22 protein-coding genes and 2 tRNA genes are annotated in these 25,867 nt (G+C 70.7%); 10 read left to right on the top strand and 14 right to left on the bottom strand.

Annotated features, from left to right (window positions below):
* Positions 1 to 5: 5 nt before the first annotated feature.
* Complete coding sequence (locus BI335_RS10790) at positions 6 to 1,139, top strand: NAD(P)-dependent alcohol dehydrogenase (protein ID WP_094357732.1); 1,134 nt, start codon at positions 6 to 8, stop codon at positions 1,137 to 1,139.
* A gap of 7 nt (positions 1,140 to 1,146) precedes the next feature.
* On the opposite strand, the gene BI335_RS10785 is transcribed toward BI335_RS10790, so the two are convergent.
* The 3 genes from BI335_RS10785 to BI335_RS10775 are packed head-to-tail and all read right to left on the bottom strand — an operon-like array spanning position 1,147 to position 4,312.
* On the bottom strand, positions 1,147 to 1,596 hold the full coding sequence (locus BI335_RS10785; RefSeq protein WP_094357730.1) for a BlaI/MecI/CopY family transcriptional regulator: 450 nt from the start codon (positions 1,594 to 1,596) through the stop codon (positions 1,147 to 1,149).
* 30 nt (positions 1,597 to 1,626) lie between these two features.
* Complete coding sequence (locus BI335_RS10780; RefSeq protein WP_094430924.1) at positions 1,627 to 3,015, bottom strand: DUF1731 domain-containing protein; 1,389 nt, start codon at positions 3,013 to 3,015, stop codon at positions 1,627 to 1,629.
* A 34-nt stretch (positions 3,016 to 3,049) separates the two neighbouring features.
* A complete protein-coding gene (locus tag BI335_RS10775; RefSeq protein WP_094430922.1) occupies positions 3,050 to 4,312 on the bottom strand; it encodes an arginine deiminase in 1,263 nt (420 codons plus the stop codon).
* 71 nt (positions 4,313 to 4,383) lie between these two features.
* On the opposite strand from BI335_RS10775, the gene BI335_RS10770 reads away from it, so the two are divergent.
* The 3 genes from BI335_RS10770 to pheA are packed head-to-tail and all read left to right on the top strand — an operon-like array spanning position 4,384 to position 7,925.
* Positions 4,384 to 6,045 (top strand): hypothetical protein, encoded by a 1,662-nt coding sequence (locus BI335_RS10770; protein WP_133625949.1) that lies wholly within the window; start codon positions 4,384 to 4,386, stop codon positions 6,043 to 6,045.
* A 7-nt stretch (positions 6,046 to 6,052) separates the two neighbouring features.
* Positions 6,053 to 6,961 (top strand): DUF2510 domain-containing protein, encoded by a 909-nt coding sequence (locus tag BI335_RS21405; protein WP_166646740.1) that lies wholly within the window; start codon positions 6,053 to 6,055, stop codon positions 6,959 to 6,961.
* Between the two features lie 37 nt (positions 6,962 to 6,998).
* Complete coding sequence (gene pheA / locus BI335_RS10760) at positions 6,999 to 7,925, top strand: prephenate dehydratase (protein ID WP_094404985.1); 927 nt, start codon at positions 6,999 to 7,001, stop codon at positions 7,923 to 7,925.
* Positions 7,926 to 8,149: 224 nt separating this feature from the next.
* Here pheA and BI335_RS10755 read toward each other — a convergent pair whose 3' ends face one another.
* Both BI335_RS10755 and BI335_RS10750 read right to left on the bottom strand, forming a co-directional pair.
* Entirely contained in the window at positions 8,150 to 9,742 is a 1,593-nt protein-coding gene (locus BI335_RS10755) for a bifunctional phosphatase PAP2/diacylglycerol kinase family protein (RefSeq protein WP_094404930.1), read from the bottom strand.
* Between the two features lie 43 nt (positions 9,743 to 9,785).
* Complete coding sequence (locus BI335_RS10750; protein WP_229119548.1) at positions 9,786 to 10,301, bottom strand: gluconokinase; 516 nt, start codon at positions 10,299 to 10,301, stop codon at positions 9,786 to 9,788.
* A gap of 94 nt (positions 10,302 to 10,395) precedes the next feature.
* Between BI335_RS10750 and BI335_RS10745 the strand changes: the two genes are divergently transcribed.
* The 3 genes from BI335_RS10745 to BI335_RS10735 are packed head-to-tail and all read left to right on the top strand — an operon-like array spanning position 10,396 to position 13,203.
* The gene (locus BI335_RS10745; protein WP_094404931.1) at positions 10,396 to 11,106 is read left to right on the top strand and encodes a FadR/GntR family transcriptional regulator; all 711 of its coding nucleotides are present in this window, start codon (positions 10,396 to 10,398) and stop codon (positions 11,104 to 11,106) included.
* 9 nt (positions 11,107 to 11,115) lie between these two features.
* A complete protein-coding gene (serS, locus tag BI335_RS10740) occupies positions 11,116 to 12,396 on the top strand; it encodes a serine--tRNA ligase (RefSeq protein WP_094430920.1) in 1,281 nt (426 codons plus the stop codon).
* 42 nt (positions 12,397 to 12,438) lie between these two features.
* Positions 12,439 to 13,203 (top strand): HAD family hydrolase, encoded by a 765-nt coding sequence (locus tag BI335_RS10735; protein ID WP_094357782.1) that lies wholly within the window; start codon positions 12,439 to 12,441, stop codon positions 13,201 to 13,203.
* Positions 13,204 to 13,375: 172 nt separating this feature from the next.
* On the opposite strand, the gene BI335_RS10730 is transcribed toward BI335_RS10735, so the two are convergent.
* The 7 genes from BI335_RS10730 to BI335_RS10700 all read right to left on the bottom strand — a co-directional run bounded on the left by BI335_RS10730 (position 13,376) and on the right by BI335_RS10700 (position 20,077).
* On the bottom strand, positions 13,376 to 13,948 hold the full coding sequence (locus tag BI335_RS10730; protein ID WP_094357715.1) for a WhiB family transcriptional regulator: 573 nt from the start codon (positions 13,946 to 13,948) through the stop codon (positions 13,376 to 13,378).
* Between the two features lie 535 nt (positions 13,949 to 14,483).
* Complete coding sequence (locus BI335_RS10725) at positions 14,484 to 15,107, bottom strand: bacterial proteasome activator family protein (protein ID WP_094430918.1); 624 nt, start codon at positions 15,105 to 15,107, stop codon at positions 14,484 to 14,486.
* Between the two features lie 9 nt (positions 15,108 to 15,116).
* Positions 15,117 to 15,839: a YaaA family protein gene (locus BI335_RS10720; protein WP_094430916.1), complete on the bottom strand. Its 723-nt coding sequence runs from the start codon at positions 15,837 to 15,839 to the stop codon at positions 15,117 to 15,119.
* Positions 15,840 to 15,859: 20 nt separating this feature from the next.
* Positions 15,860 to 17,044: an MFS transporter gene (locus tag BI335_RS10715; RefSeq protein WP_144009111.1), complete on the bottom strand. Its 1,185-nt coding sequence runs from the start codon at positions 17,042 to 17,044 to the stop codon at positions 15,860 to 15,862.
* A 348-nt stretch (positions 17,045 to 17,392) separates the two neighbouring features.
* Complete coding sequence (locus tag BI335_RS10710; RefSeq protein WP_094430939.1) at positions 17,393 to 18,241, bottom strand: LLM class flavin-dependent oxidoreductase; 849 nt, start codon at positions 18,239 to 18,241, stop codon at positions 17,393 to 17,395.
* A gap of 13 nt (positions 18,242 to 18,254) precedes the next feature.
* Positions 18,255 to 19,079 (bottom strand): helix-turn-helix transcriptional regulator, encoded by an 825-nt coding sequence (locus BI335_RS10705; protein WP_094404936.1) that lies wholly within the window; start codon positions 19,077 to 19,079, stop codon positions 18,255 to 18,257.
* 8 nt (positions 19,080 to 19,087) lie between these two features.
* Positions 19,088 to 20,077: an NAD(P)H-quinone oxidoreductase gene (locus BI335_RS10700; protein ID WP_229119547.1), complete on the bottom strand. Its 990-nt coding sequence runs from the start codon at positions 20,075 to 20,077 to the stop codon at positions 19,088 to 19,090.
* A gap of 82 nt (positions 20,078 to 20,159) precedes the next feature.
* Between BI335_RS10700 and BI335_RS10695 the strand changes: the two genes are divergently transcribed.
* A tRNA-Ser gene (locus BI335_RS10695) sits at positions 20,160 to 20,249 on the top strand.
* 2 nt (positions 20,250 to 20,251) lie between these two features.
* Here BI335_RS10695 and BI335_RS10690 read toward each other — a convergent pair.
* Entirely contained in the window at positions 20,252 to 20,713 is a 462-nt protein-coding gene (locus BI335_RS10690; protein ID WP_094403278.1) for a hypothetical protein, read from the bottom strand.
* Positions 20,713 to 22,407 (bottom strand): LCP family protein, encoded by a 1,695-nt coding sequence (locus tag BI335_RS10685; protein ID WP_094430912.1) that lies wholly within the window; start codon positions 22,405 to 22,407, stop codon positions 20,713 to 20,715. The genes BI335_RS10690 and BI335_RS10685 overlap by 1 nt, the downstream gene beginning before the upstream one ends.
* 188 nt (positions 22,408 to 22,595) lie before the next feature.
* Here BI335_RS10685 and BI335_RS10680 point away from each other — a divergent pair.
* Positions 22,596 to 22,689: transfer RNA gene (locus tag BI335_RS10680), tRNA-Ser, on the top strand.
* Positions 22,690 to 22,813: 124 nt separating this feature from the next.
* On the top strand, positions 22,814 to 25,666 hold the full coding sequence (locus tag BI335_RS10675) for a helix-turn-helix transcriptional regulator (protein ID WP_094430911.1): 2,853 nt from the start codon (positions 22,814 to 22,816) through the stop codon (positions 25,664 to 25,666).
* Positions 25,667 to 25,867 lie beyond the last annotated feature (201 nt).

The following is a 25,867-nucleotide window of genomic DNA, read 5'->3' as shown; positions in this document are numbered from 1 at the left end:
GCCCCATGCAGATCAGCGCAGCCCTCGTCGATGAGGTCAACGGCCCGTTCACCGTCCGCGACATCGAACTGGATGATCCCGGTCCGGGTGAGGTGCTGGTGCGGGTGGTCGCGAGCGGGGTCTGCCACACCGATGAGAACACCCGCCGCGGCAACATGCCGATGCCCCTGCCGGGGGTCCTGGGGCATGAGGGCGCCGGGGTGGTGACCGCGGTCGGGGCGGGGGTCGACAGTGTCGCCGTCGGCGATCGGGTGGTGCTGGGCTGGCCGTTCTGCGGCGGATGCGCGAACTGTCTGGCCGGTCAACCGCGCTACTGCGAACGGGTCGGTGAGGCGGTGGTCGGCGGGCACCGGCTGCTCGGCCCGAAGGCTGGGCAGAGCGGTTACCGGCGCGCCGACGGTACGCCGGTGGCCGGCCACTTCTTCGGCCAGTCCTCGTTCGCCACCCACTCGCTGGCGCAGGCCAACGCGGTGGTCCGGGTGCCCGAGGAGATTCCGCTGGAACTCGTCGGGCCGTTGGCCTGCGGCATCGCCACCGGCGCGGGCGCGGTGCTCAACACCGCCCGCCCGCAGGTCGGTGCGAGCCTGGTCGTCTACGGTGCCGGTGCGGTCGGTCTGGCCGCCGTGATGGCCGCCACCAACACCCCGGCGACCCGGATCGTCGCGGTGGACGTGCACGACTCGCGGCTCGAGCTGGCCCGGCAGTTCGGAGCCACCGACACCATCAACTCCACCGGGGTGGAATCGGTGAGCGAGGCGGTGCGGGAGCGGCTCGGCGCTCCGGCCGACTTCGCCCTGGACTGCACCGGCATCATCTCGGTGGTGGAGCAGACGATCGCCACCGTCGGCATGCGTGGCACCGCGATCCTGATCGGCGGCGCCCCGGCCGGTGCCACCTTCACCACCGACCACTTCAGCACCGTCTTCGGCAAGCGCATCGTCGGCGTACTCGGCGGGGAGGGCCGCTCCCACGTGCTGATCCCGGCGCTGATCGAGCTGTATCGCCAGGGCCGGTTCCCGTTCGACAGGTTGATCCAGTACTACGACTTCGACCAGCTCGAGGAGGCCATCGCGGCCAGCCATCGCGGTGAGGTGATCAAACCGGTCGTCCGGATCTCCCCGGAGGAGCAGCCCGGCTGACGCCGGATCAGTGGTGGTGGTGAACGGTCCCGGGGTGGGCGGTGCAGGCGGTCGGATCCCCGGTACCGCGGCAGGCGCAGTCGGCGGGGCAGCCGCATTCCGGGCCACAGGCGCAGCGGGTCAGCAGCGCGGTGCTGAGCAGGCTCGCCTCGGCCGGGTTCACACTGTCCACGAACCGCGACAGCGCGCGATGCGAGTCACCACCGGTGTGCAGCGCCTCCAGCATCACCTTGGCGACCGTCTCCTCCCGGCTGCGGGTGGTGCGGTGCCGGTACGCCCGGCCGTGGCGTTCGCGGTCCACCTCACCCTCGGCGCGCAACCGGTCCAGCACGGTGATCACCGTGGTGAGCGCCAGCTCCCGGTCGGCCAGCAGCTGCTGCACCTCGGCCGCGGTCAGCCCGTCGGGGTATTCCCACAGCAGGTCGAGGACGGCACGTCGCAGATGATCGCGGGGCACTCCCGTCTCCTCTCCGCTGGCGGGCTCTGCTCAGCTCAGGATCTCATCGAGGGCCGGGCCGAGTTCGGGTTGGTCGAACCGGAATCCTACCTCGGCGAGCACCGTCGAGGTGACGTGCCGACCGGTCAGTGCGAGCGCCGGATCGGTGCGGATCACCTTCGCGCCCACCTTCAGCAGCGGTCCCGGGGTCGGGATGCCCAGCCCGGCGGGTGCCAGCCGCTCGCGCAGCAGCCGCATCAGTTCGGCATTGCCGACCGGATTCGGGGTGGCGGCGACCACCACCCCCGACGGCAGGTCGACCGGGCCCAGGCCGAGCGTGGAGCGGGCGATCGCCAACCAGTCGTCCAGCTCGATCCAGGAGAACCACTGGTCACCGGCGCCGACGGTGCCACCGGCGCCCAACGCCGCGAGCCCGGCGAGCCGGTCGAAGGCCGGGCAGTCCTGGGCCAGCACGATCGAGGTGCGCAGCCAGACCAGGTGGTCGGCGTTCGCGTCGTCGGCGGCCCGCTCCCACGGTGCGGCCACCCCGGTCATCTGCGGCAGCGCCGCCTCACCGGTCGGCAACGGGCTGGACTCGTCGAGCCGGGCATCCCCGGCATCGGACCAGATCGCGGTGGTGGAGGCCTGCAACCAGTGCCGCACCCGATGCTCCCTGGTCGCGGTGACCAGGGCCCGGGTGGCGTCGACCCGCGAATCCCGCAGCGCGGCGACATTGGCCGCGGTCGGTGGGCAGTCGACGAGCTTGCCGGCCAGGTTCACCACATCCAGTGGGCGGCCGGTTGATCCGGTGTCGAACACCTGGGTCCACTCACCGGTACCGCTGCGCGCGTCCCAGCGCTGCTGTGCGAACGGCAGCCCGGCACCCGGTTCGGTATCGGGGGAGATCCGGCGGGTGAGCAGCACCACCTCCTGGCCGCGGCAGACCAGATCGGCGGCCAGCGCCCGGCCCAGGAATCCACTGCCGCCGGCGATCACCACCCGCGCGGCGTCGGGGTGCACCTCGCCACCGGCCAACCGGTGGAGCCGGACCGCGTCCAGCCCGAACTGCTGCGCCGAGGGCCGACCGGCCAACCGGGAGAACAGCGGAGCCGCGGTCCCGGTGACGGTGACCTGCTGGGTCAGTCGGCAGCCGATCTCGCTCGGCTCCAGCGACCAGCGGAACCGATGCATGCCGCCGGCCGGTTGTGGCTGCTCCAGCTCCAGGGCGCGGTCACCGCGCTCGATCCGGAACGCGCCGGCGGTCCGGGCATGCACCTGGTTCGCCCAGCCGCGCGGGCGGTAGTGGCCGTGCACGTGGTCGACCAACTGCACCGTGGCGAAGAAGTGGTGCCACTCGGGCAGTCGTTCGGGATCGTCGAGGACCGCCCGGACGGCATCGATCGGGAGGGCGAGTTCGATGGATTCGGTACGCGACCACATGGGTTCAGTGTTCCGCAGCTGGGGTCCCATTCGCTCAGCCGGCGTTGCCCAGGTCGGTGCGCACGATCGGGCAGGACATGCAGCGCGGGCCGCCCCGGCCCGAGCCCAGCTCGGACCCGGCGATCCGCAGCACCTCGATGCCGGCGTCCTCGAGCCGGGCATTGGTCTCGGTATTGCGTTCGTAGGCCACCGCGACCCGCGGCGCCAGCGCCAGGGTGTTGTTGCCGTCGTCCCACTGCTCGCGCTCCGCGGTCACCGGATCCAGCCCGGTGTCGATCAGGTGCAACCGATCGATGCCCATCGCGGCCGCGGCGATCTCGAGGAACGGGCCCGGTTCGCCGACCACCAGATCACCGGCCTCACCGGGGCGTACCTCCAGGGCGGTCAAGGTGTCGGCGACGTTCGGATACATCAGCAGGGTGTCGGTGTCGACCATCGTGCAGATGGTGTCCAGGTGCATGGTGGCCCGCCGCTGATCGATCGGTACCACCACGATCCGCCGGATCAGACCCAGCTCGAAGACCGCCCGGGCCAACCGCTCCACCCCGGCCGGGCTGGTCCGCTCACCGACGCCGACGGCCAGCACACCCTCGGCCAGCGCCAGCACGTCGCCACCCTCCAGATGCTCCGAATCCCAACCGTGCAAGGGCGAGATGCCACCATCGCGCAGCCCGGCGAACCGCGGATGGAAGTCATAGAGCAGCCCGGTCAACCGGGTCTCCCGCGCCCGCGCCGGCATCGCCAGCGAGGTCACCACCGGCCGGTCGCCGACCCAGGTGGAGGAGTCCCGGGTGAACAGCAGGTTCGGCAGCGGGTTGATCACGAACTCCTCCGGCTGCTTCAGCGCGGTGACCAGGGTGCGCACCCCGGTGACCTCGTCGTTGCGCAGCCCGGCGACCAGGATCTCGGTCAGCTCGGCGGGGGAGAGGTCGGCGAGCCGTTCGGTCAGGTAGCGCTGCAGCTGCGCGCCCATGTGCAGGTCGTCGCAGGTCATCGCGATCGCCCACCGGCGGGCCTCGGGATCGGTCCAGGTCTCGGTGAGCAGATCGGTCAACCGCAGCACCTCGACACCGCGGCCGGTGAGCAGCTCGGCGAACGCGTCGTGTTCTTCCTGGGCGCGGTCCACCCACGGGATCGCGTCGAAGAGCAGGTCGTCGTTGTTGCGCGGGGTGAGCCGGCGCAACTCGTTGCCGGGCCGGTGCAGCAGCACGGTCTGCAGCGGGCCGACCTCGGAGCGTACGCCGGGGGCCGCGGCGGGAGTGCTGTCCGGGATGCTGGTGAGGGTGGAGTCGACCATGCGCGCGAGCGTACGGCATGCGCGGCGCCGGAAAAGGTGCGTAATGGGCGAGAACGGATAACCTTGCGCCCGTGACCCGGACCGTCGACACACCCAGCGCGCCCCCCGGTGAGGAACCAGCTGGCTCCTCACCGACCCGCGCATCGGTGCCGAAGCGGTTCTGGGCGGCGGTGCGCCAGCTGGCCGAGGCCCCCGCCGACACCCCCTGGCACCGTAGCCCCCGGCTGGCCCTGCTGCTGATCGCCGGCTCGACGGTGCTGACGATGTTCGTCGGCTTCCTCGGCCCCTCGGTGACCACCCTCACCCTGGGTCCCCGGGAGACGCTGATGCCCTCCTGGTACCTGCCGGGGATGCTGGAGCCGAACCCGTGGCTGGTCGCGTTCCTGGGTTATGTGATCGTGCTGATGGGTGTGGCCGGCACCTGGATCGGGTTGCGCGCACTGGCCGTCGGCTGGGCGCCCCGGGTCCGCAACCTCTACATCGGCGGCGTCCTGCTGAACCTGCTGACGATCCTCACCCCGCCGCAGACCTCGGCCGACACGTTGATGTACGCCGCCTACGGCCGGTTGGCGAAGCTCGGCTTCGATCCCTATGTGACCTCCCCGGCGGAGGTGTTCCGGCAGTTCTATGACCCGGTGCTGCGCTGGACCGAGCGACCCTGGCAGGACACCGTCGAGGTCTACGGCCCGCTGCTGCACTGGCTCAACTACTTCGCGAACGTGCTCGGCGGGGACAACCTGCACGACATCGTCTTCTGGCTGCAGCTCTTCTGCGCCCTCGGCTTCATCGGCGCCTGCTCGGTGATCATCTGGATCGCGCGCGGCAACCCCTATCTGCAGCGCCGCGCGATCCTGTGGACGCTGGCCTCCCCGGCGATGATCTGGGCGGTCGTCACCGGCGCCCACAACGAGGGCATCTCGATCTTCTTCGCGATGGCCGCGTTCCTGTTCATCCGGCGCCACCCGTTCCTGACCGGCCTGCTGATCGGCATCGCCTGCACCGGCAAGGCGACGGTCGGCATCTACGGCCTGGCGATGGCCTGGGCGTACCGGCGGGAGATCAAGAAACTCTTCCTCTCGGTGCTCGGCGCGGCCATCCCGAACGTGATCGTCTACATCTTCCTCTATCCGCGGGCGCTGGAACTGGCGTCGAAGAACGCCTCCTACGTCGCCGGCTCGTCCTGGATCCATCCGGTACGCCGGCTCCTCGAGCCGTTCCTGGACGGCGATGTGGTCGCCTCGATCGTCAGCGTGCTGTCCTGGGGTTCGGCGGTGCTGCTGTGCTGGATGCTGTCGCGGGTGCTGCCCTGGCGGGCGCTGCCCGGGGCGCCGAAGGGGGTCGGCCCGGAGCGGGATCCGCTGGCCGTCGCGATCCGCACCAGCGTCTGGCTGGCCGCCGGCTGGGTGATCACCTCCTCGTATTCGCTGGCCTGGTACGACCTGATCTACTTCCTGCCGATGGCGCTGATCGGGGCCACCAAGCTCGACCTGATCGGGCTCTTCCGGGTCACCGTGCTGAACCTGGCGTACGTGCTCGGCCGGGTGATCGCCTACCCGCCGCTGATGTCGGCGGCGAACCAGCGGCTCCGCGAGATCTTCTCCACCTCCGCAGCGATCGGTGTGATCGTGATGGTGGTGCTCTGGTGGCACGAGCACGGTCTCAAGGTCGGCAGCCACACGAAGTCCCCGCACGTCAGCGACGAGACCGACGAACCGGCCCGGGCCAACAGCTGAGGTCACGATGCCGGTACGCGTAGGTCAGGATCTCGATCCGGAGCTGGGCCCGCGCCCCGACCCGCCGCCCCGGCCCGGCTGGTATCCCGACCCGCGCGAACTCGACGATCCCGACCCGGAACCGGCGTACCGCTGGTGGGACGGCCGCGCCTGGACGGCCTGGCTGGCCGACACCCCCTACGCCCCGTCGCCGCGCGGGCCGGCTCCTTCGGTGCTGCCGCGGGCGGAGCTGCGTCGGCCGCGCTCGGCCCGGTGGCTGCTCGCGGTGCTGGTGCTCACCTCGCTGCTGCTCGGGCTGACCGCGCTCTCGATCTATGGGCGATCGCTGCCGCAGGCGGTGCCGGAGGCGCCGACCCCGTCCTCGCTGGGTACGCCGCAGCGGACGGCTGCGGCCTGGGGGTTCCGGGACCGGACGGTGATTCTCGGGGAGCGGTTGGAGATGACGCTGGCCGAGGTCGCCTCCCCGGATCTGTCGGTGCAGCAGGTGTCCGGGCTGTACCAGCACTGCTGGATCGCCTCCGCCCAGCAGCGGTCCGATGAGAAGCAGTCCGCGCAGCAGGTGCTCGGCTATCTCGATCCGACGCTCGTGGTGCCCGGGGACTCGGCGGCGACCGCCCGGCGCACCTATGAGCAGATGCGGGTGAAGCTGACCGCCTCGGTGCCGCTGGAGTGGAGCTCGCCGCGGATCGAGCCGTGGCCGGGGCTGCCCGGGGCGACCCGGGTCACCGCCGAGGTGCGCTACCAGAGCCCCGATCCCGAGCTGGTCGCCGAGGAGGTCACCATGCTGGTGCTGCCCTGGCAGAACGGGCGGGCGTCGGGAATGGGGGTCTGGCTGACCCTGGTACCGACCAACGCACCGGCAGAGGTGCGGGATTCGCTGACCGCATCGCAGGCCACGATCCGGCTGGTGGGCTGAACCGGGTGCGGCGGCCCGCGCTGTTAGCGTGACCGCCATGTCAGCGGAGGAGAGGTACGGCTATCTGGGGCCGGCCAACACGTTCTGCCACCAGGCCCTGCTCAGCATTCCGGACGCTCCGCCGGACCCGGTGCCCTATCCGTCGGTGCTGCTGGCGCTGGAGGCGGTCCGGGCCGGTGAGATCGCCGCGGCCCTGGTGCCGATCGAGAACTCCGTCGAGGGCGGGGTGTCGGCGACCCTGGACGACCTGACCTACGGCAGGCCGCTGCGGATCGTCAGCGAGGTGCTGCTGCCGGTGCAGTTCAATCTGTACGCACGGCCGGGTACGAAGCTGAGCGAGGTGCACCGGGTGGTCAGCCATCCGCATGCGATCGCCCAGGTCCGGCAGTGGCTGACCACCCATCTGCCGGATGTGCAGATCGTCACCGAGGGCAGCACCGCCGCCGGTGCGGTCACCGTCGCCGATCCGGAATCCGGTTTCGACGCGACGGTCTGTGCGGCGGTGGCGGGGGAGGCCAACCGGTTGACCGCGCTGGCCACCGAGATCGCCGACAATGCCGATGCGGTGACCCGCTTCGTGCTGGTCACCCGGCCCGGGCCGCCACCGGAGCGGACCAGCGCCGACAAGACCACTGTGGTGGTCTTCCTCAACGATGACGACTCCGGGTCGCTGATGCGGATGCTGGAACAGTTCGCCTCCCGCGGGGTGAACCTGTCGCGGATCGAGTCCCGCCCCAGCCGACTCGTGCGGGGGGCGTACAGCTTCTCCATCGACGCCCACGGCCATCTCGCCGACGAACGCGTCGCCGGTGCCCTGAAGGGCATCAAGCGGACCAGTCGGGAGGTCGTCTTCCTGGGCTCCTACCCGCGCGCCGACAAGGTCCGCCCCGCCGTCGACCGCGGCCACACCGACGGCGACTACCGCGCCGCCAACGAGTGGCTGGCTGAGCTGACCAACCCCTGACGTTCATCGAGTAGCCAGCCATGCGAAGCGAAGCGGAGCAATGGCTGGCGTGTCGAGATGAACCCGTACGCCGCTCACCCTGCCCGCAGGCTCACTGGTGCGGCGGGTTTCGACTCGCTCGTACCTCGCTCGCTCAACCGGCGTACGGGGCTCATCTCGACACGGTCGGCATTTCTCCGCTGCGCTCCGCATGCCGACCTACTCGATGAGCGGGGGTGGGGGCGTCAGGGGAGCAGGATGGTGAGGGCGCTGGGCATCACCTCGGCCTCCAGGGTGCGGCAGCGGCCCTCGGTGTCGCCGTCGACCTGGTAGGCGTCGCTGCGCTCCGCACGGACCTCGACCCGGCGGCCCTTCAGCAGGTCCATCCGCCGGTCGGTACCGCGGGCGCGGGTCAGCACCTTGGTGGTCAGGCGTACCCAGTCGGCCGCGGTCCGCGGGGAGGCGACCAGCAGATCGAGCTGGCCGTCGGTGGCGGAGGCATCCGGGATGATCCGGATGTTGTTGGTGAGCACCCCGACATTGCCGATCAGCAGCACCGACGCCTTCCGCTTGAACCACTCGTCGTCATCCACCCGGATGCTCACCGGCAACGGGGGATGGTTGGCATTCTGTGCCGCGGCGATGAAGTACGCCGCCGTCCCGACCGCGCGCTTCAGTTCCTTGTCGGTGCGGTCCATGATCGCCGCGTCGATACCGATCCCGGCCATCACCCCGAAGACGTGCTGCTGTTCCGACGCCAGGCCCCGGTCGGTGGTCAACCGGACCAGGTCGATCCGCTCCCGCCGACCCAGGAAGGCGACCCGCAGCGCCTCCGACTCATCCAGCGGGATCTCCAGGTTCCGGGCAAGCAGATTCCCTGTCCCGGCAGGGATCAGCGCCACCGCGACATCACTGTCGGCGAGCACCTCGCAGACCGCCCGCACGGTGCCGTCACCACCCACCGCGAGCACCAGGTCGACCTCCCGGTACAGCGCCACCCGGGCCATCTCATATCCCGGGTCATGGCTGCTGGTTTCCAACCAGAGCAGGGAATCCCAGCCCCGCCGCCTCGCCTCGTACTCCACATGCCGGCGGAAGGTGGTGATGTCCAGCACCTTCGTCGGATTGAAGATCACCGCACAGCGCTTCTCCTCACCCTCCGGCACGGCCTCGGCCCGCATCCGGGGCCGTGCCAGCTCGAGCGGATTGCTCGGCAGCACCCGGACCCCGGCCGCGACCAGCGACAGCGCGGAGACCAGCGCCCCGAGCAGCAACCCGCCGACCAGGTCGGAGATCCAGTGCGCGTTCATCGCCCACCGGTCGATGGCGACGAGCACGATGGCTGACCCACCGACGACCCGGGACGCCAACCGTCGGGTGAACGACTGCCGGGTCACCACCACGGCCGCACCGATCATGATCACCGTCACCGTGGCCGCCACCAGATGCCCCGAGGGATAGGCGTACCCGGTCCCGGTGATCACATCCAGCGGGGTCTCCGGTCGCGGCCGCGCGATGAGCAGCTTCAGCACGACCTGGCTGCCCCACCCCAGCGGGATGGACAGGGCGATCGCGCCGGCCAGGTTGCGCAGCCGACGCTGGTACGCCCACAGCGCCAGCCCGGCGAGCACGGCGTACAGCACGCCCGGCCAGCTGACCAGGGCGATCGCCTCGAAGATCTGCGCGGCCGGGGAGTTGTGCGTCAGCCCGGCATAGGTGGTGGAGCGGTCGAATCCGGTCAGCGCCCCGGAGAGGACCAGCAGGGTCCAGCCCAGGAAGGCGAGGGTGAGCACGACGAGCGTCACCGACGCGGTCGGACTGGGCGGTCTGCGGGCCATGGTGGCAGCAGTCTAGGGGTGGCTTCGAGGTGTCGGCGCTCGCTCAGCGAGCGTGGTCCAACCAGGCGGTGAACTCGCCGACCAGCGCATCGGCCGGGCGGGCGAAGTCTGCCGTCGTCCCGGCCTCGTCGGATTCCAGCGGTTGCAGGTCGGCGTACTGGGAACGCAGCAGCGAGGCCGGCATGAAGTGCCCCGGCCGGGACTGCACCCGCGTCAGCGCCACCTCGAACGGGCCGTCCAGATGGAGGAAGACGGTGCCCGGTGCCGGGGTGCGGATCTGGTCGCGATAGGTACGCTTCAGCGCCGAGCAGGCCATCACCGCGCCCCGGGCGCGGTGCTCGGCCAGCCACTCGCCGATGCTGGCCAGCCAGGGCCGCCGGTCGGCGTCGTCGAGCGGGATCCCGGCCGACATCTTGGCGATGTTGGCGGCGGGGTGGAAGGCGTCGGCGTCGGCGAACGGCACCGCCAGGCGTTCGGCCAGCAGCGCCCCGATGGTGCTCTTGCCGCAGCCGGACACCCCCATCACCACGGCCAGGGGCGCGCTCTGGGGTGCGGTCATCGCAGGTGTCCGATCGTGACGGTGCCGACCGCAGGGCCGGCATTGATAATACTTTTGGCGATTGTAGCCCCGTACGGGCCCTAGAATCCTGACCATGTCGCCCACGCCGCTCACCGAGCAGATCGCCGGCGTCCTCGGCGCCCGGATCATCAACGGGGAGCTGGAGGCCGGTGAGGTGCTGCGGTTGGAGCTGCTGGGTACCGAGTTCGGCGTCTCCCGGACCGTGGTCCGCGAGGCGGTCAAGGTGCTGGAGTCGCACAACCTGGTGACCAGCCGGCGCCGGGTCGGGGTCCGCGTGCTGCCGGCCACCGAGTGGAACGCGCTCTCGCCGTTCGTCCTGCAGCACCAACTGGCCGGGCCCTACCGGTTGGACCAGTTGCAGGCGATCAGCCAGCTGCGGCGCGGGGTCGAACCGGTCGCGGCCGCGCTGGCCGCCGAGCGGGCGAGTGCCGACCAACGCAGCGAACTGGTCGACAGTGCGACGGCGATGGAGGTGGCCAACGGTGATCTGGACAGCTACCTCGACCACGACGTCCGCTTCCACAGCACGCTGCTGCAGGCCTCGGCCAACCCGCTGATGATGGCCCTGTCCGGCATCGTCACCGAGGTGCTCACCGCCCGGCACCACTACGAGCTGATGCCACCCGAACCCACCGTCGCCGCCCGTCGGCTGCATGTCGAGGTGGCGCGCGCCGTCGCCGCGGGCGATGCCGGCACCGCGGAGCGGGCGATGCGGGAGATCGTCGAGGAGGCCTGGTCCGGCGTCACCGAGATATCCGGCAGGCGGGCGGCCGCTGAACGCTAGGCTGTCCCGGTGATTGATCCCCGGCTGTTGCGTACCGACCCCGACCGCGTCCGGCGGAGCCTGGAGGCCCGCGGCGAATCCCCCGCCCCGGTCGACGAACTGCTGGCCGCCGACGAGACCCGGCGTGCCTCGATCGCCGCCTTCGAGAAGCTGCGTGCCGAGCAGAAGGGGATGGGCAAGCAGGTCGCGAAGGCCCAGGGCGAGGAGAAACAGCAGCTGCTCGCGCAGACCAAGGAGCTCGCCGCCCAGGTCAAGGCCGCGCAGGCCGAGGCCGACGCCGCCGGCGTACGCTTCGACGAGCTGTTGAAGTCGCTGCCCAACCTGGTCTTCGACGAGGTGCCGCGTGGCGGCGAGGACGACTTCGTGGTGCTCGAGGAGCACGGTACGCCGCGGGACTTCGCGAGCGAGGGCATCACACCGAAGGACCACCTGGAGCTCGGTGAGCTGCTCGGCGCGATCGACATGGAACGTGGCGCCAAGGTGTCGGGTTCGCGCTTCTACTTCCTCACCGGGCAGGGCGCGCAGCTGGAGCTGGCGCTGCTCAACCATGCGATGGCCAAGGCCACCGAGTGGGGCTTCACCCCGATCATCCCGCCGGCGCTGGTACGCCCCAGCTCGATGGACGGCACCGGGTATCTCGGGCAGGGCGCGGGTGAGGACGTCTACCACCTGGAGGCCGACGATCTCTATCTGGTCGGCACCTCGGAGGTGGCGCTGGCGGCGTACCACGCCGATGAGATCCTGGACGCCGACACCCTGCCGCGCCGCTACGTCGGCTATTCGCCGTGCTTCCGCCGCGAGGCCGGCTCCTACGGCAAGGACACCCGCGGCATCTTCCGGGTGCACTGGTTCGACAAGGTCGAGATGTTCGTGCACTGCGATCTCGCCGACGCCGAGGCCTGGCACCAGAAGCTGCTCGACTACGAGCGCGACTTCATCACCTCGCTCGAGTTGCCGTTCCGGATCATCGACGTCGCCTCCGGTGACCTCGGCCTGTCGGCGGCCCGCAAGTTCGACTGCGAGGCCTGGCTGCCGACCCAGCAGCGGTACCGGGAGATCACCTCGACCTCGAACGCCACCGACTACCAGGCCCGCCGGCTGCAGATCCGCGGCCGGTTCGCCGACGGGGTCCGGCCCACCGCGACGGTGAACGGGACGCTCTGCGCGATGACCCGGATGATCATCATGGTGCTGGAGAACCACCAGCAGGCCGATGGGTCGGTACGCCTGCCCGAGGCGCTGCGGCCCTATTTCGGCGGCCGCGAAGCGCTCGTGCCGGTGGCGGGCTGACCGGTGGCTGAGCAGGTGCAGCAGGACGGCTGGCGCCCGAAGCTGGTCGCACTGGACATCGACGGCACCGTCGTCGACCACGCCGGCCGGTTGCCGGATCCGGTCCGGGATGCGGTGCAGCGGGTGCTGGCGGCCGGTGTACCGGTGGTGCTCTCCACCGGCCGGAGCTGGCACGCCACCCGCCCGGTCTTCGATGCGCTCGGTCTCCCGCCCGGGTACGCGGTGAGCTCCAACGGGGCGGTGGTGGTGGAGTACCCGCCGAGTGAGGTGATCCGGCAGGTCACCTTCGACCCGGCCGATGTGATCGACAAGGTCACCCGGTTCGCACCGGATGCGCTGATCGCCACCGAGGTGGTCGGCCACGGCTACCGCGTCTCCGCCCAGTTCCCGGCCGGCGACCTGGACGGTGAGATCACCGTGGAGAGCGCCGAGCAGTTGCGACGCGAACCGGTCACCCGGGTGATCATCCGCGATCCCGGCAGCTCCGATGAGGACTTCATCGCGCTGGCCGAACAGCTCGGCCTGCACGGGGTGAGCTACTTCATCGGCTACTCGGCGTGGCTGGACATCGCCCCCGAGGGCGTGCACAAGGCGACCGGGCTCGCCGAGGTCTGCGACCGGCTCGGCGTGGACCGCGCCGACGTGCTGGCGATGGGCGACGGCCGCAACGACATCGAGATGCTGCAATGGGCCGGTCGCGGGGTCGCTCTGGGCGATGCCCCCGGTGAGGTCCAGCAGGCCGCCGATGCCGTCACCGGCCTCTTCGACGACGGCGGTACGCCGGCCGAACTGGCCCGCTGGTTCTGAGCCCTGGGCGCGGCGCGTCTGAACGCGTGCGGGGGATCGCACAGTTTCCGACACCGGAACTGTGCATAACCCCTGACAACTTCAAGGGGTCGGCGTGGGAATTGCAGAACCCCGCCGACGGGTCGCGTCGACGGGGTCCGTTCGTCTTGTGGTGCCGCGGGCCGGCGTGCGCTCAGGCGGCGCGGCGGGCCGGGATGCCGCGGGTGACCTCGCGGTAGGCGGTCAGCACCTCGGTCATCGTCGGGGTGTGCTTCTTCGGCGCCGGGGCCTTGCTGGCGGCCTCGTGGCGGTGCCGGCGCAGGTGCCGCTTGACGGTCGACAGCGAGCAGCCGAGGCGGTGGGCCAGGGTCTCCAGGCTCTCGTGCGGGTTGGCGTTGCGCAGCCGGACGACCTCGTCGTGGTCGACCTGGCGATGCCGAGCGGTGACCCCGGCCAGGGTGTCGAAGTCCTCCGGGGTGACGGTGATGCCGAGCCGGGCGCGGATCTCGTGGCGCTGCCGCACGGTGGTACCGGCGACGAAGCCCGCGACGTCGTAGCGGACCACGGCGTTGTAGAGGCACTGGGTCATGATCGGGCACTCGATGCACAGATTCTCGGCCTTGCGCGTCATCATCAGGTGTTGGCGGCGCTCGTCGGCGGGTGCCGAGGCGGTGGGCGGCTCCTCCAGCAGGCGGTGCTGGAAGAGGTCGGCGTTGTCCAGGCAACCCCGCTGCTTGGTGCTCTGCTCGATCACGTTGCTGGCCATCTTTCTTCCCCAATCCTTTTCCGTGCCTTGTCGGTGAGACCGACGCTCAGAGTTGGGTCCGTGGTTCCCCTCGGATTCCCCCGATGTGCGGTTTCTTATCCGCACCACAATCTTCGCAAAACGAAATCGGGGGTAAAGGCGGATCCGTAGGCAGCGCTACCAGAGTTGGGCTGAGTAGTTCGCACAAGCAAATCTAGGTACGGGTACCCAGGGTCCGGGAGTAGTTCGGCTCAGCACCCCCGCAGCAGTGCGGGTCAGCGCTTCGTTGAGCGTTGAAATGCTTGCTGGGAGTGCTACTCGACAGGCGATGGAGTCGGGGCGTTCCAGCCGGGGAGCACTCTCATCAGATCCGGCAACGCGGCGGGGTCGGCGAGCGTCAGCCCGGCCAGTTCGGCGGGTGCGAACCACCGCAGATCATCATGTTCATCGGGTGCGAGGTTGACCGGCCCACCCACCCAGGCGGGTGCCGGTGCGCCAGCAGGACGCGGCCGTCTCGGATGAGCGCCGCGACGGCGATCGGGACGGGATCGGGCACTCAGAGGTACATGCCGGAGCCGCCGCTACCCGGCTGATTCGGGTCGTGCCCGGGCTGACCCGGCTGGCCGGGCTGGCCGGGCTGGCCCGGCATCGGTCCGGCCCCGGGCGGCAGCGCCCGGCGCATCTGCTCCAACTGGGCGCGGGCGGCCATCTGCTGGGCGAAGATCGCGGTCTGGATGCCCTGGAACAACCCCTCCAGCCAGCCCACGAGCTGGGCCTGGGCGATCCGCAGTTCGGCATCGGAGGGGGTCGAACCCTCGGCGATCGGCTCGGTGATCCGCTCCAACTCGGCGGCCAGCTTCGGATCCAGGCCAGACTTGAGCTCCTCGATCGAGGTGCCGTACGCCTCGGAGATCCGCTTGCGGGACGGGTCGTCCAGCGGCGCGGCCTTGATCTCGTCGAGCAGTTTCTGGGTCATCGTGGCGATCCGCATCACCTTGTCCGGCTGGGACACCATGTCGGTGACCGATTCGCGGTCCTGGTCGGGCTCGGCCGATTCGACGGCCATCGCCTGGGGCGAGACCACATAGACCCGGCCGTCGTCGGTCTGCCCGGCGACCACCCGCCCGCGCTCGCCCTGCTCGGATCCCTGATTGGCCTGCTCCGGACGCTGTTCGCTCATGGGCAGAGTCTAGGTCGCGGGGATCTCGAGGCGATGCGGGCCCCCGCCCTCGACGGCCACATCGCGGCCCCAGCGTCCGCTGGCCACGTCGAGCACCTGGTCGAGGCTGCGCGGGGCCGGCTGGCTCTGGCAGAGCAACCGGGCGAACACCCCGCGATTGTGCTTGGCGTTGTGGCTGGCGCCGCGGACCGACACCTGCACCCAGCGCTCGGCCGGCGGCCGCCAGGCGGCGACATAGGCCGCCGAGCGGCAGTCGACGAACCAACCGCCCGAACTCAGCACACCGTCCAGCTGCTCGGCCCAGAAGCTCGACAGCCTCCCGATTCCGGGCAGGTTGGCGCCCATCGACAACCGGTAGGGCGCGATCCGATCGCCGAGGCGTACCACCCCGTAGAGGGCGGAGAAGATCAGCACCCGCTGCTGGGCCCGGCGGCGTTCGGCGGTGTCCATGCCGGCCAGATCGAGCGCGTCGAAGAGCACACCGGTGTAGAGGTCAGCGGCCTTGCTGGCCGACGCGGTCTCCAGTTCGAGATTGCGGGACAGTTCGTCCGCTTTTCCTTCCGGTACGCCGATCGCGCGGGCCGCTGCCGCGGAGTCGCCGAGCTCGGCGAGCGCATCGGCGACCTGTTGCCGGGCCCAGGTGAGCGCGGGGAAGCTCAGCGAATCCCAGTCCATCGGGCGGCCGCGACGGGCCGGGGTCTTGGACTCCGAGGGGGGCAGCAGGATCAGCACCGGGCCAGCATAGGAGGGGCTCAACCGACCGGTTCGGACACCGGGTGCGCGCGGCGCCGATGCACCCGGCGGACCAGCGGCCAGGCCAGCGCGATGATCACCGCGACGACCCCGCCGGCCACGAAGCCGGCCGGCCAACCGGCCTTGTCGATCGCCAGCCCGATCGTCGGGGCGGTCAGCGCACCACCGGCGGTGATCATGGAACCGTGCCAGCCGAATGCCTCACCGCGGAAGCGGGCCGGGACGAGCACCGAGAGCGCGGTGGTGGTGGCCACGAAGGCGGGCGCGCAGAAGACGCCGGCGAGCAGCAGCAGCAACGTCATCGACCAGGGATCGGTGGCCAGCGCGATCAGGGCGGTGGTGACGCCGAGGCCGAACACGGGCACCCAGGTCGGCACCCGGTGGCTGATCGCGCCGTAGAACAGTCCGCCGATGGCCGAGCCCAGCCCCCAGACCGCCATCGCCGGGCCGATCACCCACTGCGCGCCGAGTTCGCGCAGCCCGGCGACCACGCCGAGGTCGGTCGCGGTGACCGCGACGATGGTGGCCACGGTGGCGGCGAAGATCGCCAGCACCGCCGGCGTCACCCAGCGGCTCGGCGGGGCCTGCTCGGTGTCGGTGTCCTCGCCCTCCGAGCGCAGCGGCGGGTTCACCCAGAACATCACCACACCACCGAGCACCAGGCAGAGTTGGAAGATCATCAACGTCCAGGTGGTGCCCCACTGGGTGCCCGCGAAGACGCCGGCCGCGGGACCGATCATGAAACAGATCTCGGCGATCACCGAGTCCAATGCCATCGCGGTGTTGCGCTGCGGCCCGGAGGTGGCGCCGGCGAGCGCCTGCCGGACCATCGAGAACGCCGGCACCGTGAACAGCCCGGAGATGACGACCAGCACCAGCAGCGGCCAGTAGCCGACCCACGGCGCGATCACCCAGCAGATCGGCATCACGATCAGCGAGGGCAGCAGGGTACGCCGCAGCCCGAACCGATCGAGCATCCGGCCGCGCCAGGGGCCGGCGATCCCGATGGCCAGCGTGGCGGCCATCGCGATCACGCCCGCGGCGGTGTAGCGCGGGTCGAGACGTTGCACCACATGCAGGGTGAGCAGCACCGAGGCCCCGAACATCGGGATGCGGCAGAGCGCGCCCAGCAGCAGCACCTGGCGTACCACCGGGATCGCCCAGACCTCGGCATATCTCCTCACCCGAGTGAGGCTAGCTGCGGTGTCCGACGGCCGCTAACGAGTTCTTCGCCCCCAATGGACGGGTGCCAACCGGTCCGGTTCTGATGCCAAGGAGGTATCAAAGAATTTCGTGATGCTCACCGGGCATCAAACGGATCCTTGATGCTCACCGGGCATCAAACGGATCCTTGATGCTCACCGGGCATCAAACGGATCCTTGATGCTCACCGGGCATCAAACGGATCCTTGATGCTCACCGGGCATCAAACGAATCCTTGATGCTCACCCGGTACCAAACGAATCCTTGATGCCTCACGGGCATCAAAGGTGCATCGTTCGGGCGGGTGGGTGAGGGGGACGATCGGGACGTCAGTGCAACCGGGGGAGCTCGGCGGCGACGGCCTCGAGGACCTGCTCCGATCCGCGGTAGGGGTCGGTGGGTCGCGGCCAGTGCAGCACCACGTCGGTGAAGCCGAGCTCGGCGGCGCGGCCCAGCTGATCGAGGCAGAATTCCTTGCTCTGCAAGGAGAACTCGGGCCCGGCGTCGATGCTCAGATAGCGATCCAGTGATCGGCCGCCGGCCTCGGCCAGGGCCTCGGTGAGCTGGCGTACGCCCTGCCACCAGGCCTCGTTGTCATCCCCGCCGATGCCGGTGGTGGCCCAGCCGTCGCCCTGTTCGATCGCGAGCCGCATCCCGCGCGGGCCGGTGGCGGCGACGACCACCCGCGGCGGCTCGGCGGCGGCCCCGGCGAGGTTGCGATAACCGTGCACCGTGTAGCGCGGGCCGGAGTAGTTCAACGGATCCTCCACCAGGGCACGGCGCAGCAGCCCGACGAACTCTCCGAAGCGCCGGGTCCGCTCACCGCGGCTGAGCTGCTCGCCGAGCAGCTCGGCGTCGGTGTCGCCGCCGGAGCCGATCGCGCAGATCACCCGGCCCGGCCCGGCGACGTCGGTCAGGCTGACCAGGTCGCGGGCGAAGGGCACCGGATGCCGGAAGTTCGGGGAGGCGACCCAGGTGCCCAGCGGGATCCGGTCGGTGACGGTGGCCGCCGCGGTCAGTGTCACCACCGTGCTGTGCCAGGGAGCGTCGGGCAGACCGCTCCAGACCAGATGGTCATAGGTCCACCCGTGGTCGAACCCCAGCTCCTCGACCGCCCGCCAGCGCGGCGCGGCCTCCACCCAGGCGTACTCCGGCAGGATGCAGACGCCCACCCTCATCGAATCCTCCTGATCATCGGGGCCGCCAGACACCGTGATGCATCGGCACCGGCAGCGGGATCGGCGGCCGGGCAGCCGTCCGTTCGGCGGTCAGCGCGGGCAGCGCGACCGTGATCGGGGTGGCCCATTCCCCGGGCGTGGCCATCAGCACCTGCTGGCCGCTGGTCAGCCCGCGTCCGATCCGTACCGGGGCGCCGGTGCCGCCGGCCACCGGCCATGCATCGGTGAGCGGGCGCAAGGGGTCGTCGTCGGCGTATGCGGAGGCGAGCAGCCAGTACTGCCCGGGCGGGATATCGGTGAAACCGAAGACGTCGGTGCCGCGCAGATGCGAACCGCAGACCGGTCGGCCACGGGCCGCTCGTTCGGCGAACAACCCGATGTAGATCACCGGATCCTGGCCGACCCTGGCCCGCGCCGCCTCGGTGAACCGGATCCGGCCACTGAGTCGACCGCCTGCGGGGTCCAGCCCGGGCACGTGCGCGAACCGCGCCGGCTCGTCGTGCAACCGATCCGGCAACCGGCGGAACTCGCTCGGGCCCAACCCCACCTCACCGGTGAACCGGCGGGTGAAGGTGCCCAACGAGGAGAAGCCCACCTCCATGCAGATGTCGGTGACGCTGGCATCGGAGCCGAGCAGCAGCTGCCGGGCCCGCAGGAAGCGCTGCGCGGCCAGCCACTGCATCGGCGCCAGGCCGACCTCGGCCTTGAACCGCCGCGCCAGATGGAACGGGCTGTAACCGACCGCATCCGCCACCTCGGCGAGCGTCAGCGGCTCGCTCTGGTGCTCGGTGATGAACCGCAGGGTGGCGAGCACCTCGGGGCGGGCGGTGGTCGGCATCGCGTCGCTCAGACCGTCAGCACGATCTTGCCGCGGTGCTCACCCGAGTCGAAGTATTCGTGCGCGGCGACGACGTCGGCGAGCGGGAACACCTCCGTCGGTGCCGGTTTGATCTGCCCGTCGGCGAACATCGGCCAGATCCGCTCGACGACCCCGGCGCAGATCGCCGCCTTCTGCTCGGCCGGCCGGGAGCGCAGCGAGGTGGCGGCCACCGAACCCCGCTTGGCCAGCAGCTCACCGAGGTTCAGCTCGGCCTTGCGGCCACCCATCAACCCGATCACGGTCAGTCGGCCGTCGGGGCGCAGCGCGGCCAGATTCGACTCGAGATATTTGGCACCCATGTTGTCCAGGATCACGTCGACCCCGCCGGCATCGCGAACCGCGGCCACCCAGTCGTCGTGGTAGTCGATCGCGTGGTCGGCGCCGAGGTCGCGGCAGTATGCCAGCTTCTCCGCGGATCCGGCGGTGGTGAACACGGTGCAACCGAGCGCCTTGGCGTACTGGATCGCGAAGCTGCCGATCCCGCCGGCGCCGCCGTGCACCAGATAGGCGTCACCGGGGGAGAGGTGGGCGATCTCGGCATTGGACTGCACGGTCGCGGCGACCTCGAGCACCCCGGCCGCGGTCGCCGCGTCCACCCCGGGCGGCAGCGGCACCACCTGGCCGGCGTCGACGGCGACGTATTCGGCGTACCCGCCGCCGGCGAGCAGCGCCAGGCACTCGTCGCCGACCTGCCAGCCCTCGACCCCGTCGGTGACCTGGGCGATGCTGCCGGAGACCTCGAGCCCGATCACCTCGGACTCACCGGGCGGCGGCGGATAGAAGCCGCGGCGCTGCATCACATCGGCCCGGTTGACCCCGGCGGCGATCACCTTGATCAGCACCTGACCGGGCTTCGGCCGCGGTGTGGGGACCTCGGTCACCCGCAACACATCCGGCTCACCGGACCCCTCGGCGACGACCGCTTTCATCTGCTCGGGAACGTCCGCATCGACCATGGACCACACCTTAGATGCCCGATCCGACAGCGGTCATCGGCCCCAGTCGGTACCATGGCCGCTGCGCCCCGATCGGGGTGCTGGCGAGATCGCATAGTGGACTAGTGCAGCCGCCTTGAAAGCGGCCGAGCGGGCGACCGTTCCGTGGGTTCGAATCCCACTCTCGCCGCCACGTCAGTCCCGGCTGGATTCCAGCCGTGCGACGATCTCCGCGGTCAGTGCGGACATCTCCGGGGACTCGCCGCCGACCGGGGAGATCACGTGCTGCACCCGGTCGTCGTTGTCGACGAAGCTGAGCCGGTGGCCGGATTCGGAGGTGCTCACCTTCGCGGTGTCGGCCCAGGTGCCGTGGCGTACGCCGGCCGGGGTGCGGAAGCTGTAACCGGTCGGGGTGAGTTCGGCGCGGACGCGCATCCGGACCACCGTGGCGATCGCCGCGCCGAGCAGGGCCAGCCCGAGCACCAGGACGATCCCGAAGAGCACCTTCAACACCGTCGACCAGCCCTGGGCGTACGCGGTCACCAAGAGCACCGCGCCGAGCACGGTGAACACCGAGGCCAGCCCGAAGGCGCGGATGGGCGGGGCGGGGCGGAGGACATGCACGCTGACTTCACGGTTCTGCGACGGATCGCTCATCACTGCTCCCACGGTGGGACGGGCGGTTGCTGTTCCGCGATCTCCGGTTTGTACGCGCAGGAATCCGACAGGTCCTCCGCGGGCGCGGTCGCGGTGCTGGGCGCGGCGCTCGGCGTAGTCGCCGAACCCGAGCCCTGAGCCGGGGTGCTCGCCCGCCGCGACGGCGTCTGGCTGGCGGGCGCCTGAGTGGTCGGTGCCTGGGTGACGGGGGCCTCGGTCCGGGGTGCCTGGGAGGCCGGCGGCTGCGGCGCGGGCGCCCCCGGGGCCTGGGTCTGCGGGGCCGGCGGCGGTGTGGTGGGCGCCGGTCGCGGCTTGGTGGCGGTGGCGACCCGCTGCCTGATCAGCTCGAAGTCGGGCCGGTTCGACAAGAAGCCGTCCTGGCCGTGTTTGAGCACGATGCTGCGGGTCTTCCCGCCGTTCTTCACCCGCAGCGACAGGTCGACCATCGCCGGCAGGATCTCCTGCGGCATGTCGGTCTTCACGATGTCCTTGCTCTGCCGGGCCACCGCCTCGTAGCGGGTCAGCATGTTCGCCGGATTGGCCTGCTTGATCACCGCATCGATGACGCAGCGCTGGCGATCCATCCGCTGGAAGTCGTCCGAACCGTAGCGCCCCCGGGCGTACCAGAGCGCCTGATCGCCGTTCAGGTGCTGGTTCGGGCCGGGCCGCAGCGCACCCTTCGGTTTGATGCCGAGGTCGGTCTGACCGCCGATCGCGATCCAGGTGTTGATGTTGACCGTGACCCCGCCGAGGGCGTCCACCAGCTTGTGGAAGCCCTCGAGCTGGACCAGCACGTAGTAGTCGATCTTCAGCCCGGTGGCCTCACCGACCGACAGCTTGAGCGCATCGGCACCGAGATCGTCGGTCGGTCCGAGGACGTCGGCGGGGACGTTCTGCGGAACATTGTCGTAGATGGAGTTCAACATGAACTCCTGGTCGTCGGCGTCGCCGCTGGTGAAGCCGTCGGGATAGTACTGGCTGAGCGGGGAGTTGGCCGGGAACGGCATCCGGGCGGTGTTCCGGGGCAGCGAGATCAGCACCGTGTCACCGGTGCGGGTGTCGATGCTGGCGACGATGACGGTGTCGGTACGCGTGCCGGTGCGGTCCTTGCCCGCGTCGCCGCCGAGCAGCAGCAGGTTGACCCGCGGCTTGTTCCGCCACGGATCGACGGTGTCCAGGCCGGGTGCGGTGCCGGAGCGGATGCTGTCGCCGCGGCGGAAGATGGTGTCGACGAGTTGGCTCTGGTCGAACGAGTAGCGCGCGGCGACCGCCATCGGTGCGGTCACGGTGAAGCAGAGCACCCCGACCAGGCCGGCACCCAGACCGCGCTGCAGGTTGGTCAACCGGCGCGGTCGGAGCAGCAGATGGGTGACCACCACGACACCGGCCCAGACGAGCGCGAGCAGCGGCAGCACGATCACCATCGTCTTCAGGAAGGCGGTGTTGATGGCCAGGGTGAGCAGCGAGCGGCTGTCGACCAGGGCCCAGATCAGCAGGCCGGCGATGACCGCCAGGAAGACACCGAGAATGATCGCCCCGGTACGCCGACGACCGGCTCTGGCCAGTCCGAGACCGGGCAGATAGGTGCCGATCGCGGTCCACAGGGCACTGCGTCGAAACGCATGGGTGGTGCCGCCGGGAACGTACGCGGTGGAGCCCGCGGACGCCTCGCTGCGGCTGCCAGGGGTGCTCACGTGGGGGATCCTTCTCTCGTCGGCCAGCACGCAGCGTACCGGGGGTGCCTGCCGCGGGCCCAAATCCCACCGGGGCAGATCTCGACCAGTGCTGGAGGCTTGCACCGGGCCCGGTGGCCGTCATCCAGATTGCTCGCGGGGCGTGCGACCAAGTAACGTTCTCCTCGGTCACCATCGCCGGTGGCCGTGGAGGCGTCGCCTAGTCCGGTCTATGGCGCCCGCCTGCTAAGCGGGTTTGGGGCTTAAACCCCATCGCGGGTTCAAATCCCGCCGCCTCCGCCAACCGACTCCGTCACAGAGCTGATCTGGGCGGAGTTTTTTGGTGTCCGGTGCCGACCGCAGGCGCGCACTCCGCCCACCGCGGAATCCGATCGCTGCTGTCACCGCGGCCCGCAATAATCAACCCATGCCTGCTGCCAGCGCCATCGTCGGACGCGACGACGAACTCGCCTGGTTGCAGCAGTCCCTCGATCCCGAGGCCGCGATCAGCGTGCTGCTCTCCGGTGATGCCGGGATCGGCAAGACCAGGCTGCTGCGCGAGCTGACCGCGCGGGCAGGCGCCCAGGGCCGGCTGGTGCTGATCGGGCACTGTCTCGGTCAGGGCGGTCAGGAGCTGCCCTATCTGCCGGTCACCGAGGTCGTCACCCGGGTCCAACGAGCCGCGCCGGAGGTGTTCGCCGAGGTCGCCGAGACCCACCCGCGGCTGGCCGAGCTGGCCGCCGGTGGCGGTGCCGACACCGCCACCGAACCGGCCCGGCTCGCCGAGGGCGTACACGCCCTGCTCGGCCGACTGGGTCACCGGCAACCGGTGCTGCTGGTGATCGAGGACGTGCACTGGATCGACGATTCCTCCCGCGACCTGTTCACCCTGCTGCTCACCCGCGGGTTCGCCGAACCGGTGTCGATGGTGCTCTCCTACCGCAGCGACGACCTGCATCCCGGCCACCCGCTGGGGCGTACGATCGCGCACTGGTCCCGGCTCGCCCAGCGGCTCGACCTCGGTCCGCTGCCGGCAGCCGAGGTGCGCCGGATCGTCGGCTCGGTGCGCGGCGATCTGGCCGAGGACGAGGTGGCCGCGGTGATCGAGCGGGCGGAGGGAAACGCCTTCTTCGCCGAGGAACTGACGATGGCCGCCGGGCTGGGTGAACCCGTCGGTGCCGACCTGGCCCGGGTGCTGCGAGTCCGCGTCGACCAGCTCGAACCGCGCGCCCGCGAGGTGGTGCGGCTCGCCGCCGTCGCCGGCCGCCAGGTCAGCCACGACCTGCTCGCCGCCGTCAGCGACCTGACTGACGACGAGCTCGATGAGGCCCTGCGTGCCGCGGTATCGCACCACCTGCTGGAGACCACCGCCGACGGTTACTCCTTTCGGCATGCGCTGATCGCCGAGACCGAGTACGCCGACCAGTTGCCCGGGGAGCGGCGACGGGCGCACCGCCGCTACGCCGATGCGCTGCGCACCGATCCGGGTCTCGGCGGGGCCGCCGCGCTGGCCCGGCATGCCGCCGCGGCCGGTGATCTGGCGACCGCGATCACCGCCAACCTCGAGGCCGGTGAGGACGCGATGCGGCTCGGGGCGCCGCAAGAGGGCCTGCGCCGGTTCGAGCGCGCCCTCGGTCTGCTGGCCGCCGACGACGAGCGACGCGACTGGACCACGCTGCGGGCCGCGACCGCGGCCAGCCAGTCCGGCGACCCGAATCGTGCGGTGCAGCTGCGCCGGGAGCGGCTCGAGGATCCGAGTGCGCCCTTCGACCCGGTGCATCGGGCCCATCTGATCGCGGATCTGGTGATGGACGCCCGCGCCACCGAACAGGAGATCGACGCGCTCGGGCTCACCGAGGAGGCCGTCGGCCTGCTCGGCCCGGAGCGGGACCAGCTGCGGTTGTGGGTGCTGCGCTCCCGGGTGCAGGCCCTGGTCGACGCCCGCCGGTACGCCGAGGCGTTGCAGCTCGGTGAGGAGGCCCTTGCGCTCACCGACGAGGTCGGTCTGCCACGCGAGGCGGGGGAGCTGCGCGCCATCCTCGCCCGCGCCTATGAGGCCGGTGCCGACGTGGCCGAGCAGCGGGCCCGGCTCACCGAACTCGCCGCGGAGCTGGACGGCACCGACCAGCCGGCCCAGATCCGGGCCTGGCACCAACTGGGTTCACTGGAACAGCGCGTCGGCGATCTGGCGGCCGCGCTGCGGCACTTCGACGCCGGCATCCGCGCGGCCCACCGGATGCGGCGCGTCTGGGCACCGTGGGCGCTGGACTGTGCTCTGCTCGGTGCGCTCGTCGCCGCCCAACTGGGCGACTGGCCGGGTGCGCGCCGCCGGGTCGCGGTGACCGGTGACCCGCCCCCGCAACCGGCCAGGGCGCTGCTGGAGGCGGTGCCCTTCGGCCTGCGGGTCGCGGCCGGGGAGGGTACGCCGGCCGAGCTGTCCCGGTTGCGGCAGTGGTGGAGCGCGGAAAGCCTGCTGGTGGTGCTCACCGCCCAGCCCGGGATGGAGTTGTTCGCGCGCGAGGGGCGCCTCGATGCCGCCGAGAACCTCTACACCGACGCACTGGACACCCTGAATCGCTTGTGGGGCGGGCATTCGTTGGTCGGCATCCGGTTCAGCGCGGTCCTGCTCGGGCTGCTGGCCGATGCGGCGGCCACCGCACCGAGCGGGGAGTGGGACCGGTTGCGGCGCCGCGGCCAGCAGTTGCGGCGGTTCGGCGAAACCCTGGTGACCGGTTCGGAGGCCTCCTTCGAACGCGGTGGTGCGGGCCGGGACCTGGTCGGGCCGGAGGCCCGGGCGTGGTTGCTGCGGACCCGGGCCGAGGCCCTCCGGTTGGAACTGGCCACCGGTGCCGACGTCGACGCCGAGGAGCTGGATGCGGCCTGGGCGGCGGCCTGCGCTGCCTTCGACCGGGACGGTGAGGTGCTGGAGCTGGCCCGCTGCCGGGCCCGGTACGCCGAGGTGCTGCGGGCCCGCGATCCCGGGTCGGCCGCGGCCCGCGAGCTGGCCGAGCAGGCCCGGGCGGTGGCCGAACGGTTGGGCGTACGCCCGCTGCTGGCGCAGCTTGCCGCGGACCGGCCGGCCAGCGCCGACGTGCTCACTCCCAGGGAGCGGGAGATCCTCGCGCTGGTGGCGCAGGGCCGCTCCAACGGCGAGATCGGCAAGCAGCTGTTCATAGCGACCAAAACCGTCAGCGTGCACGTGTCCAACGTGCTCGCCAAGCTCGGTGCCGCGAACCGGCAGGAGGCCGCCGCGATCGCCCGCCGCCGCGGCCTGCTCTGACCCCGCGGCCCCACGCTCATCGCGACGGTCCTATAGATCGTCAAGGGGTCATGAGGTCGGTTTTGAGGTTTCGATAGATGGTGCGGGCGAGGTGGCGTTTGAGGCATCGGATGGTTTCGGCGCGGGTCTTGTGTTCGCTGGTGCGTCGGTGGAAGTAGGCCTGGGTGTCGGGGTCGCGGCGCAGCCGGCCGATGATGACCA

Origin of the sequence: Enemella evansiae (assembly GCF_002250705.1) — a bacterium.
In the GTDB taxonomy this organism is placed as follows: domain Bacteria; phylum Actinomycetota; class Actinomycetes; order Propionibacteriales; family Propionibacteriaceae; genus Enemella; species Enemella evansiae.
Note: the sequence above shows the minus strand (reverse complement) of the source record. Positions and strands in the feature narration are given on the sequence as shown.